The organism is Streptomyces resistomycificus, from assembly GCF_001514265.1.
GTDB lineage: Bacteria > Actinomycetota > Actinomycetes > Streptomycetales > Streptomycetaceae > Streptomyces > Streptomyces resistomycificus.
Genome location: NZ_KQ948997.1, coordinates 232,290 through 244,254, shown reverse-complemented (window position 1 = coordinate 244,254; position 11,965 = coordinate 232,290). Strand labels below are relative to the sequence as shown.

Here is an 11,965-nt window from a genome sequence, read left to right as displayed (position 1 = left end):
GCATGCACGACGTACGCACCGTAAGGGCGCCCTCCATGCCGCGGCTCGCGGCCGCCTCGCTCGCCGGGACGGCCATCGAGTTCTACGACTTCTTCGTCTACGGGACCGCGGCGGCCCTGATCCTGGGGCCCCTCTTCTTCCCGACGTTCTCACCGGTGGCCGGGACGCTCGCGGCCTTCGGCACGTTCGGCGTGGGGTTCGTCGCGCGACCGCTGGGATCGGTGCTGTTCGGGCACATCGGGGACCGCCACGGGCGCCGGCCGGTCATGGTCGCCTCACTGCTGCTGACCGGCGCCTCCACCGTGGCGGTCGGCTGCGTACCGACGTACGAGACGATCGGCGTCGCCGCGCCCCTGCTGCTCCTGGTGCTGCGCTTTCTGCAGGGGCTCGGGCTCGGCGGGGAGTGGGGCGGTGCCGTGCTGCTGACCGCGGAGCACGCGCCCGCCGAACGACGTGGCCTGTGGTCGAGCTTCCCGCAGATCGGGCCCGCGGTGGGCTTCCTGCTCGCCAACGGCGTGGTGCTCGCCCTGTCGGCGACGCTGACCGAGGCGCAGTTCGCGCAGTGGGGCTGGCGGGTGCCGTTCTGGGCGGCGGGGGTGCTCGCCGTGGTCGGGCTGTGGCTGCGTTCGTCGCTCGTCGAGAGCCCCGGCTTCCTCGAGATCGACGACCACGCGCGCGTGCCGCTCGCCGAGGTGGCACGCCACCACTGGCGGCTGGTGCTGCTCACCGCGGGGGCTCTCGCGGTCGGCTACGCGATCTTCTACGCCGTGACGACATGGTCCCTCGCGTACGCCACCGAACGGCTCGGTGTGAGCCGCAGCGTCATGCTGACCTGCATCATGGCCGCGGTGCTGGTGAAGGGCTCGCTGGCACCGGTGGCGGCGCTGCTCGGCGACCGTTACGGACGGCGGCCGCTGTGCCTGGCCGGGTGCGCGGCCGCCGCCGTGTGGATGTTCCCGATGGTCGCGCTCCTCTCGACGGGAGAGCCGTTGCTGATGTTCCTCGGCTTCCTGGGGGCGATGCTGGCGTTCATCACCATGTTCGCCGTGATCGCCGCCTATCTGCCGGAGCTGTACGAGCCCCGGGTGCGCTGTACCGGTGCCGCGGTCGGCTACAACCTCGGCGGGGTCGTCGGTGGCGCGCTCACGCCCATCGTGGCGACCGCGCTCGTCGAACAGGGCGGTCGGGTGCCGTGGGGTGTGGGCGCGTACCTGACGGGGATCGCGCTGCTCAGCCTGGGATGCTTCGCCATGCTGCCGGAGACACGACCAGCGCGGCCCGAGGCGTCGGCGCAGCCGGCTATGGATTGATCGCCAGCTCCAGGTAGGCCGCGAACAGCACCAGATGCACGCCGCCCTGCAGCGGCGTGGCCCGTCCCGGCACCACCGTCAGGGAGCTCACCACCACCGTCAGGGCGAGCAGCACCATGTGGGTGGCGCCGAGGCCCAGGACGAGCGGGCCGGAGAGCCAGATCGACGCGAGGGCGACCGCGGGGATGGTCAGACCGATGCTGGCCATCGCGGACCCGAGTGCGAGATTGAGGCTCGTCTGGACCCGGTCGCGGCGGGCGGAGCGCAGCGCGGCGATGGTCTCGGGCAGCAGCACCAGCAGCGCGATGATCACACCGACGACCGCTTGGGGCAGGCCGGCCGCCTCCACCCCGGACTCGATGGTCGGCGACACCCCCTTGGCCAGGCCGACCACTCCGACGAGGGCCAGGCCCAGCAGTCCGAGGCTGATCAGGGCGGTGCGCGCGGGTGGCGCGGCGGCGTGCTGCTCGACGGTGATCACCTCGCCCTGGCGGGTGATCGGGAGGAAGTAGTCGCGGTGCCGTACGGTCTGGGTCGCCACGAACAGGCCGTACAGGACCAGCGAGGAGAGCGCCGCGAAGGTCAGCTGGACGCCGGAGAACTCCGGCCCGGGCTTGCTCGTGGTGAACGTCGGCAGTACCAGGCTTAGCGTGGCCAGGGTGGCGACGGTCGCGAGAGCGGCACCGGTGCCCTCGGGGTTGAAGACCGCGAGGCCGTGACGGAGGGACGCGACGAGGAGGCTGAGGCCGACGATGCCGTTGCAGGTGATCATCACGGCTGCGAAGACCGTGTCCCTGGCGAGGGTCGAGCTCTTGTCCCCGCCGTCCACCATCAGGGTGACGATGAGGGCGACCTCGATGATCGTGACGGCGACGGCCAGGACGAGGGAGCCGAAGGGTTCGCCGACCCGGTGAGCGATCACCTCGGCGTGGTGCACGGCGGCCAGGACGGCTCCCGCGAGGACCAGCGTCACGAGCGCGACGACAGCGCCCGGCAGGTCCCGCCCCCAGGTGAACAGCAGCATGACGACCGCGAGCACCGGCACCGCGGACGTCCACCGTGTGGCGAGCGAACCGGCCCGAGCGATCATGCAGTGATCGTCGCAGAGGCGAACAGGCCCCGCACTCCGGGAGCGCGGGGCCGGTCAGCTCACTTGAACTCAGTGGAGTCCAGTACGTCACAGTCGATGAAGGACGGTCCCCTGGTGCACATCGAGGCCATCCGCTCCGCGAACTCGCCCGTCTCGGGGGCGCTGCTGTTGCGCATGGCCTCCTCGTACGAGTTGAACTCCATCACCACGAAGTAGCGGTCGGGCGTGTTGCGGTCCTGCAGGATGAGGCGGTGCGTGGGGCCGTCGCCGCGGTCGGCGAACCGTTGTTCGACCTGCTTGGCCATCTCCCGGATCTCACCCATGCGGTCGGTCTCGAACTCGATGATCTGCACGAAGGTCATGGGTGCCTCCCACCCGGACAAGGGCGCCCCGGGGCGGGGAACGCTCTGTCCCAAGGAAGCACCGCGAGCGGTGCTCGGCAATTCGCCGAGCACCGCTCGCGGGGGTGGTTGTTCCTACGTCCGGCGCGGTCAGGCCTCGATGCTGTCCTTCGGAGCGCCTTCGCTCTCGGCCTGCGCCGCCTCGGCCGCCGCCTGCTTCTTGGACGCCCGGAGGCTGGTGATCGTGGTGATGATCAGGACCGAGCAGATCACGCCGAGGGAGACCGGGATGCTGATCTCCGGGACGTGGACACCGGACTCGTGCAGTGCGTGCAGGACCAGCTTGACGCCGATGAAGCCGAGGATGATCGACAGGCCGTAGCTGAGGTGGACCAGCTTCCGGAGCAGACCGCCGATCAGGAAGTACAGCTGCCTCAGACCCATCAGCGCGAACGCGTTGGCCGTGAAGACGATGTACGGGTCCTGGGTCAGACCGAAGATCGCCGGGATGGAGTCGAGGGCGAACAGGACGTCCGTCGTACCGATCGCGAGCATCACGACCAGCATCGGGGTCATGACCCGCTTGCCGTTCTCCTCGATCCACAGCTTGGTGCCGTGGTAGCGGTCCGCCACGCCGAAGCGGCGCTCGGCGGCCTTGAGCAGCTTGTTCTCCTCGAAGTCCTCGTCCTCGTCGTCCGCCCGGGCCTCCTGGATGAGCTTCCAGGCGGTCCAGATCAGGAAGGCGCCGAAGAGGTAGAAGACCCACGCGAAGCTGGCGAGGATCGCCGCACCGGCGGCGATGAAGATCGCTCGCAGGACCAGGGCTATGAGGACACCCACCAGCAGCACCCGCTGCTGGTACTGCGACGGGACCGCGAACTTCGCCATGATCAGGACGAAGACGAAGAGGTTGTCGACGCTCAGGGACTTCTCGGTGATGAAGCCCGCGAAGAACTCACCGGCGGGCTGGCCGCCGCCGAAGACCAGCAGACCGATGCCGAAGAGGCCGGCCAGGGCGATCCAGACGATCGTCCAGATCCCCGCTTCCTTGATGGACACGTCGTGCGGCTTGCGGCCGATGAAGAAGTCGACCGCGATGAGGGCGGCAAGGCCCACGATCGTCAGGACCCACAGGGTCAGGGAAACATCCACTGCGCCTCCGGCAGTACGTAACGGCAGGAACCAGCGTCGTCGCGCTGCCGGAGGTCTCTTCCACCCAGGGTGGGCCGACGCCCCGGGATCTGAACCGATCCGTATTGACGGGTACGCCGCATCGACAGGGAGTACTCCCCTCCGTGAGGAAAACGGTACCTCAATCACCAAGGAAAGGTAAAGCGATTGGCAAAAGAAGGGTCAAGGGTGCAGGTCAGATCGCTTTACGTGTACTTGGTACGGGCTGTCGCGACCTGTTGGAGCACCTGCTGGAGCACCTGGCTGCCGTTCGGCACGAGCGAGGGCTCGTACGTCCAGGCGTGCCCGACCCAGGGGTCGGCCAGGTGGTCGTCCGGCACGGGGGTGATGCGCAGCAGCGAACGCCACAGGGGGTCGAGCAACGGGCCGTAGCCCGCGGCCTCCTCGCGGTCGGCGACCATCATCAGGTGGACGCCGACGGCGGGGCCCTCGTCCGCGAGATAGCGCAGCCGGGTCACGGCACGGTCGTCGAACCCGTGCGGGAAGTCGTTGACGATCAGCAGCTGCTCGGCGGTGTCGAGATCGGGCGGAAGTGAGTCGGCCGCGCCCGCGCGCACCGCCATCTGCACCAGGTCCACCCGCTCGGTGAGCCGGCCCAGGACGTCCGCCACACCCGCCGCCCCCAGGGCGGGCGGGGCGGCCAGCACGCCGGTCCGCACGAGCGGGGAGAGCGCCTGGGCCGCCGAGCCGGCGGGGTCGATGACATGCACGGTGAACTCGCCCGCGGGATACACGGCCAGCAGCCGGGCCGCGTGCGCCACCGCCGTCTCCATGGCCAGGCGTCGCAGGTCGTGGGAGTCGGCGAAGGAGTCGTCGAGCGTTCCGGCCTGTCCGCTGTCGATCCACAGACCGCGTTCCAGTGGCAGCCGGACCAGCATCGGGATACGTAGCTCGGCCGCCTCGGGCAGACGCAGGTCGCCCAGGCGCAGGGCCATGGGAACCTCCGTCGGCACGCGGTAGCCGTGCCACACGGGGTTGTCCCAGCGCGCGTAGGCCGGAGGCAGAGCGGGCTCGACGACCTCCGCCTCGGCGGTGAGCTGCGTCAGGTCCCGCTCCAGGGCCGCTGTGGCCTGCTCGACGAGCTGAGCGTGCTTGGCCCGGGCCGCCTCACGCGCGGCGTCACCCTGGCCACCGATCCGGCTGCGCGGGTCGGACAGGACCTGGTCGAGTTCCTTCTCCATGCGCGAGTCGGCGAAGTCGACGGCGCTGCGGTAGGCGGCCGCGGTGCGGGCGAGGTCCTCGAACATCCCCCACACCTGGTTGTAGAGCCGCTCGTCCATGGACCACCCGGTGGCGTCCCCCGCGACTGGGAGCGCCGGCTGCCCGGGCCGGGCAGGCGGCGCGGTCGGCGCAGGCGGCGGCGCCGCGCTCCGCCGCCGCGGATGGCTGTAGTCGATCGGCCCGCCGACGCCGGCGCTGCCCTGCCCACGAGCCGCGGAGCCGTCCGTGGGCGCGGCGGCGGCGGCGGTGCCCTGAGCGCCGTCGGAGGGTGCGCCGGCCGCCGGGCCGTTATGCGTTCCGTACGGAGAGGTGGGCGGTTGGGGTGCGCCGGCCCCCGGGACGCCCTGAGCGTCGTACGGAGACGCCGGTTGGTTCAGGGCGCCGGGGGGCTGGTTTCCGTAGGGCGGGGCCGGGTGCGGTGCTGCGACGCCGGTGGTCGCCTGGGGGGCCGGGCCGCCCTGGTCGCCGCCGAGAGCCGGCGCGGCAGGCTGCCTGGGGCGGTCGGTATCCGTGGGGCGTGGTGGTGCGGGGACCGAGCGGGCGAGGCCCTGGGCGACCGCCTCGTTGATGCCGCTCGCCAGCTGGTGAGCGGCATCGAGCCCCTGGTCGCCGAGGAGTTCGGCGAGTCCGCCCGCGTACCCCTGGCCGATGGCGCGCACCTTCCAGGCGCCCTGCCGACGGTAGAGCTCCAGGGCGACCACGGCCGACTCGGCGTCCAGACCGGTGATCGTGTAGCTGGCGATCTCGGTGCCGTCGAGGTCGGTGACCACGAGGAACGGGGCGGGGACGGCCCCGAAGCGCGGCGGTGCCGCCCCGGCGGGACTGGGCAGGGCGAGCAGCACACTGACCCGGTGTACGGCCTCCGGCACGGCGCCGAGGTCGACCGCGAGGCGGTGGTCGGCGGCCGCCTGCCGGGAGACCTCGAGTCCGGGCAGGGTGGGTGCGCCCGGATGGGCGACCCACTCCGCGCCGTGGACCTTGCCGTGCTCGTCGCTGAGCGTGGCCCCCGCCACGATCGGCGTGCCGGCCGCCACCCGGATCTCGAGGCGGGCCTGGGAGAGCGGGTGGTTCTGTCCCCGCACCAGCTCGGCCGTCATCGCCTTCTCCCCCTGTGTCGTGTGGTGTGTACCGCGCCCCCCGCGCAGCCTCTACAGGTGCGGCAGGATCGCCGGCATCAGGTCCTGGAAGGTCCGGCCGTTGGCCTGGGTGCCGAGGGCCGTCATCGTCCAGCCCGGGCCGGTGCGGTGCACCTTGGCCATGATCTGGGCCGTGTACGCGCCGCCGCCCGCGAGGGTGTACCGGGCGAGCTCCTGGCCGTTGGTCTCGTCGACCAGGCGGCAGAACGCGTTCTGCACCTCCTGGAAGGTCTGGCCCGTGAAGGAGTTCACCGTGAAGACGATCTGGTCGATGTGGACCGGCACACGGGCCAGGTCCACGAGGATCGCCTCGTCGTCACCGCCCTGCCCCACGCCGCCGACGAGGTTGTCACCGGTGTGGCGCACCGACCCGTCGTCGCTCACCAGGTGACGGAAGAAGACGACGTCGACCGGCTGCTTGTCAGCGAACAGGACGGCCGAGGCGTCGAGGTCGACCTCGCGGGTGCGCGTGCCGAACAGACCGCGCCGGGGGGCCGCCTGCCAGCCGAGGCCCATGCGCACCGCTGTCAGGCTGCCGCCGTCGCTCTTCTGCAGGCTGATGGCCTGACCCTTGGTCAGATTGACGCCGCCGCCGGGCGCGCCGCCCTTGGATACGTCCACCACGGGCTGGTCCCCTCTCGTATTCCCCTGTTGCCGCGGGATCCGCGGATGACGAGAACCCTACGCAGAGCCACTGACAGTGCCGTACCCCGGCCCGCACTTTGTGTCGGTCTTGCAACACAGCGCGTGTACAGGAGGGTGCCTGTGCAGGTGAGCGGGGGGGCGGACGGCGCCGGTCCGGTCGAGCCTCGGCGCCGTCCCGTGTGTCAGGCCAGGCCGGCCTCCCGCATCTGGCGGAGTTCCTTCTTCATCTCGGAGACCTCGTCGCGCAGTCGGGCCGCGATCTCGAACTGGAGATCTGCCGCGGCGGCGCGCATACGCTCCGTCATCTCCTCGATCTGCTCGGCGAGCTCGGCCGCAGGACGGTCGGTGGGAACCTTCTCCCCGGCCTTGCCCTTGGCCGCCTTGGTTCCCTTGGCCGCCTTCCCGAGGGCCGGCACGGGTGCCTTGGCGCCCTTCCCGTCCTTGCCCTTGCGGTAGCCGGAGCCGAGCAGCTGCTCGGTGTCGATGTCCTCGCGGGCGATCTGCGCCACGATGTCGTTGATCTTCTTGCGGAGCGGCTGGGGGTCGATGCCCCTCTCCGTGTTGTACGCGACCTGCTTCTCCCGGCGGCGGTTGGTCTCCTCGATGGCCTTCTCCATCGCCGGGGTGATCTTGTCGGCGTACATGTGGACCTGGCCGGAGACATTGCGCGCCGCGCGGCCGATGGTCTGGATGAGGGAGGTGCCGGAGCGCAGGAAGCCCTCCTTGTCGGCGTCGAGGATCGCCACCAGGGACACCTCGGGCAGGTCGAGGCCCTCTCGGAGCAGGTTGATGCCGACGAGCACGTCGAACTCGCCCGAGCGCAGCTCCCGCAGCAGTTCGACGCGGCGCAGGGTGTCGACGTCGCTGTGCAGATAGCGGACCTGGATGCCGAGTTCCAGGAAGTAGTCGGTGAGGTCCTCGGCCATCTTCTTGGTGAGGGTGGTGACCAGGACACGCTCGTCCTTCTCGACCCGTTCGCGGATCTCGTGCACCAGGTCGTCGATCTGGCCCTCGGTGGGCTTGACGACCACCTCGGGGTCGATCAGACCGGTGGGGCGGATGATCTGTTCGACGGCGCCGTCCGCGCGCGAGAGCTCGTACTTGCCGGGGGTCGCGGACAGGTAGACGGTCTGCCCGACGCGCTCCTGGAACTCCTCCCACTTCAGGGGACGGTTGTCCAGGGCGGAGGGCAGCCGGAAGCCGTGGTCGACGAGGGTGCGCTTGCGGGAGGCGTCGCCCTCGTACATGGCGCCGATCTGCGGGACGGTGTTGTGCGACTCGTCGATGACCAGCAGGAAGTCGTCCGGGAAGTAGTCGAGCAGGGTGTTCGGCGGGGAGCCGGGCGAGCGGCCGTCGAAGTGCATCGAGTAGTTCTCGACACCGGAGCACGAGCCGATCTGGCGGAGCATCTCGAGGTCGTAGGTGGTACGCATGCGCAGGCGCTGGGCCTCCAGGAGCTTGCCCTGCTTCTCCAGTTCGGCCAGGCGCTCGCCCAGTTCCTTCTCGATGTCGTTGGCGGCCCGCTCCAGACGCTCGGGTCCCGCGACGTAGTGGGAGGCCGGGAAGACGTACAGCTGCTGGTCGTCGCTGATGATCTCGCCGGTGAGCGGGTGGAGGGTGGACAGGCCCTCGATCTCGTCGCCGAACATCTCGATGCGGACGGCGAGCTCCTCGTAGACCGGGAAGATCTCGATGGTGTCGCCGCGGACGCGGAAGGTGCCGCGGCTGAAGGCCAGGTCGTTGCGCGTGTACTGGATGTCCACGAAGCGGCGCAGCAGCTGGTCGCGGTCGATCTCGTCGCCGACCCGCAGGGGGACCATGCGGTCCACGTACTCCTGCGGTGTGCCGAGGCCGTAGATGCAGGACACCGAGGCGACCACGACGACGTCGCGGCGGGTGAGCAGCGAGTTGGTCGCGGAGTGACGCAGCCGCTCGACCTCCTCGTTGATCGAGGAGTCCTTCTCGATGTAGGTGTCCGACTGCGGGACGTAGGCCTCGGGCTGGTAGTAGTCGTAGTACGAGACGAAGTACTCGACTGCGTTGTTGGGCAGCAGCTCGCGGAACTCGTTGGCCAGCTGGGCGGCCAGGGTCTTGTTCGGCGCCATCACGAGGGTGGGGCGCTGGAGCTTCTCGATCATCCAGGCGGTGGTGGCGGACTTTCCGGTGCCGGTCGCGCCCAGCAGCACGACGTCCCTCTCACCGGCCTCGATGCGCCGGGCGAGCTCGGCGATGGCCGCGGGCTGGTCGCCGCTGGGCTGGTACGGGCTGACGACCTCGAAAGGCGCCACCGTGCGTTCGATGTGGGAAACGGGCCGCATGCCACCAACCGTACGACCCCCCACTGACAATGCGGTCTGATCAGCGGTTCTGCGGCGTGCGGGAGTCCCAGGGGTCCACACTCCGGCGAGTGCGGAGGGAGGGGCGGCGGGTGGCGTGGTGGGAGACGAGTTCGCGCGCGGGAACGCCCGGCTTGTTCTCGGCGGGGGTCCGGACGGGCTTCCCCATGACCATCAACGGGTCGAACATCACGACGACGCCCGCGAGGAGCAGGAAGGCGAGCGGGCCGATCATCATGGGCGCCAGGAAGGACGGGGCGGCGTCCCCGGTGGCCGGGGACGTGGAGCTGTGCAGATGGACGCTGAGGGCGGCCATGCCCGTGTAGTGCATGCCGGTCACGGCGAGGCCCATCACGAGGCTCGCGCCCACGCTCCACAGGAACCCGCGCACCTGTCCGGCCGCCCACAGGGCCGCGGTAGCGGCGACGACGGCTATGACGACCGAGAAGGCCACGGTGACGGTGTTGTACTCCAGCTTGCCGTTGAAGCGCATGCCGGCCATGCCCAGGTAGTGCATCGAGGCGACGCCGAGGCCGGTGACCGCACCCCCGGTCATCAGGGCCGTGCCGGACGCCCCCTTGTAGCCGACGATGAAGATCCCGATGCCCACCATGACGATGGCCACGCCCAGGCTCGCGAACGTCATCGCGGGGTCGTAGTGGATCGGCGCCTGCCGGATCTTGAAGCCCATCATCGCGACGAAGTGCATGGTCCAGATGCCCGAGCCGATCGCGGTCGCCCCGAGGGCGAGCCAGCCGGGGCGCCACGAGTTGCTGACGATCATGGACCTGGTGGTACAGCGCAGTCCGAGGGCTCCGCCCAGACAGGCCATGAGGTAGGCCACCAGCGGTGTGACGAGTCCGTAGCTGAATCCGTCGACCGTGCCTTGCATGCGCGGCTGCCCTTCCGCCTTTTTGCTCCCGGAAATCCCTGATGTGCGCCCTTTCCCGGGCCGCCCACGCGGTCAGGGTTGACGCAGAGAGTATGACTCCCACCGGAATGGTCGAACGATTTTCCGGCAAAGAAACACGCCCTTGCCCCAGTTGTGCGGCATCAGTGAGCGGACTTGGGACAGCCGCATTCAACTTGTGGTCATTCCGTACCCACCTCCCGTTGACCCTCTGCTGTCACAGTGGTGCTGTCAGTGATCGCTCGACGCGAGGAGTACGCATGCACGCCCGCGCACTTGCCGCCACGACCACCGCGCTCCTGGGAACCGCCGCCTTCCTGCCCCCCACCGCCGACGTCCGGGCCGACGCAGCCGTGAAACGGCCCACGGTCATCGCCCACAGGGGTGCCTCCGCCTACGCGCCCGAGAACACCCTTGCGGCCGTCGACAAGGCGGCCGCGCTGGGCATCGACTGGGTCGAGAACGACGTCCAGCGCACCAAGGACGGCAAGCTCGTCGTCCTCCACGACGACAACCTGCGGCGCACGACGGACGCCGAGGAGGTCTTCCCCTCCCGGGCGCCCTGGAAGGTCCGGGACTTCACCGCGGCCGAGATCGCCCGCCTGGACGCGGGCAGCTGGTTCGGTCCCGCGTACGCGGGCGCACGCGTGCCGACGCTCGCGCAGTACGTGCGCCGGGTGGACGTCCACCAGCAGAAGCTGCTTCTGGAGATCAAGAATCCGGACCTGTACCCGGGCATCGAGGGGCAGACCCTCAAGGTGCTCGGGAACGAGGGCTGGCTCGACCGGCGGCATGTCGCGGGCCGGCTGATCGTGCAGAGCTTCAGCGCACCCAGTGTCCGCGCGGTCCACCAGCTGAAGCCCGCCGTCAAGACCGGTCTGCTCGGGACGCCCTCCGTGGCCAACCTGCCCGCGTACGCGGTCTTCGCCGACCAGATCAACCCGTCCTACAGATCCCTCTCCAGCGGGTACGTCTCCACCGTCCACGCCTTCACGGGTCCGCACGGCAGACCGCTGGAGATCTTCACCTGGACCGTCGACACCGCGGCCACGGCCCGTCGGGTCGCTGGGTACGGCGTCGACGGGGTCATCACCAACAAGCCGGACGTGGTGCGCACCGCGCTCGGCGGGAACTGACCACGCTTCGTCCGCTCGGTCCACCCGGGCAGCTCCCGGCCTTCCGGGCGCTTGCGCGGGCGATGTCAGTGGCGGGTCGTACGGTGGGCCGCATGAACAGCCATGGGCAGGACGAGCCGCAGGTCGTGTGGGCCGTCGTCGCCAGTGACATCGGCCCTCTGCTGCTGGCCGCGACCCGAGAGGGTCTGGTCAATGTGGTGTTCCACGCCACGGACCCGGTCCGTGACAAGGCGCTGGACCGGCTCGCGTCCCGGCTGGGCGGCGAGCCCGTCGAGGCGCCCGGCTCCCCGCTGCTCGCCGAGGCGATACGCCAGGTGCGGGCGTACTTCGCGGGCCGGCGGCACGACTTCGAACTCCCGCTGGACTGGTCGCTGATCTCGGGATTCAACCGGCAGGTACTGCGCGAGCTGGCGACCGGTGTCCCCTTCGGCTCGGTCGTCGGCTACGGCGATCTGGCGGGGCGCGTGGGGCAGCCGGGCGCTGCCCAGGCGGTGGGCGTGGCGATGGGCTCCAATCCACTGCCGGTCGTGGTGCCCTGCCACCGGGTCGTGGAGAGCGACGGCGGCATCGGAGGGTTCGGCGGCGGCCTGGAGACCAAGCGGAAGCTACTGGCCCTGGAAGGCGTGCTGCCCGAACCGCTGTTCTGAGC

General features: G+C 70.1%; 10 protein-coding genes. 3 read left to right on the top strand and 7 right to left on the bottom strand.

What is annotated here, in order from left to right:
- Positions 1 to 2 precede the first annotated feature (2 nt).
- On the top strand, positions 3 to 1,310 hold the full coding sequence (locus AQJ84_RS28690) for an MFS transporter (RefSeq protein WP_225889175.1): 1,308 nt from the start codon (positions 3 to 5) through the stop codon (positions 1,308 to 1,310).
- Here the strand turns inward: AQJ84_RS28690 and AQJ84_RS28685 are convergent.
- The 7 genes from AQJ84_RS28685 to AQJ84_RS28655 form a co-directional block, all read right to left on the bottom strand.
- Positions 1,300 to 2,400, bottom strand: a complete 1,101-nt coding sequence (locus AQJ84_RS28685; RefSeq protein WP_030039539.1) for a calcium:proton antiporter — start codon at positions 2,398 to 2,400, stop codon at positions 1,300 to 1,302. The two genes, AQJ84_RS28690 and AQJ84_RS28685, sit on opposite strands and share 11 nt — an antisense overlap.
- Positions 2,401 to 2,459: 59 nt before the next feature.
- A complete protein-coding gene (locus AQJ84_RS28680) occupies positions 2,460 to 2,762 on the bottom strand; it encodes a hypothetical protein (RefSeq protein ID WP_030039538.1) in 303 nt (100 codons plus the stop codon).
- A 129-nt stretch (positions 2,763 to 2,891) separates the two neighbouring features.
- On the bottom strand, positions 2,892 to 3,893 hold the full coding sequence (locus AQJ84_RS28675) for a TerC family protein (RefSeq protein WP_030039537.1): 1,002 nt from the start codon (positions 3,891 to 3,893) through the stop codon (positions 2,892 to 2,894).
- A gap of 224 nt (positions 3,894 to 4,117) precedes the next feature.
- On the bottom strand, positions 4,118 to 6,250 hold the full coding sequence (locus AQJ84_RS28670) for a TerD family protein (RefSeq protein WP_053191906.1): 2,133 nt from the start codon (positions 6,248 to 6,250) through the stop codon (positions 4,118 to 4,120).
- 51 nt (positions 6,251 to 6,301) lie between these two features.
- On the bottom strand, positions 6,302 to 6,868 hold the full coding sequence (locus tag AQJ84_RS28665; protein WP_030039536.1) for a TerD family protein: 567 nt from the start codon (positions 6,866 to 6,868) through the stop codon (positions 6,302 to 6,304).
- 248 nt (positions 6,869 to 7,116) lie between these two features.
- Positions 7,117 to 9,252, bottom strand: a complete 2,136-nt coding sequence (gene uvrB, locus AQJ84_RS28660; protein ID WP_030039535.1) for an excinuclease ABC subunit UvrB — start codon at positions 9,250 to 9,252, stop codon at positions 7,117 to 7,119.
- A 40-nt stretch (positions 9,253 to 9,292) separates the two neighbouring features.
- On the bottom strand, positions 9,293 to 10,162 hold the full coding sequence (locus AQJ84_RS28655; RefSeq protein ID WP_030039534.1) for an MHYT domain-containing protein: 870 nt from the start codon (positions 10,160 to 10,162) through the stop codon (positions 9,293 to 9,295).
- A gap of 278 nt (positions 10,163 to 10,440) precedes the next feature.
- Between AQJ84_RS28655 and AQJ84_RS28650 the strand changes: the two genes are divergently transcribed.
- A complete protein-coding gene (locus tag AQJ84_RS28650; RefSeq protein WP_030039533.1) occupies positions 10,441 to 11,316 on the top strand; it encodes a glycerophosphodiester phosphodiesterase in 876 nt (291 codons plus the stop codon).
- 92 nt (positions 11,317 to 11,408) lie between these two features.
- On the top strand, positions 11,409 to 11,963 hold the full coding sequence (locus tag AQJ84_RS28645) for a methylated-DNA--[protein]-cysteine S-methyltransferase (protein ID WP_030039532.1): 555 nt from the start codon (positions 11,409 to 11,411) through the stop codon (positions 11,961 to 11,963).
- Positions 11,964 to 11,965 lie beyond the last annotated feature (2 nt).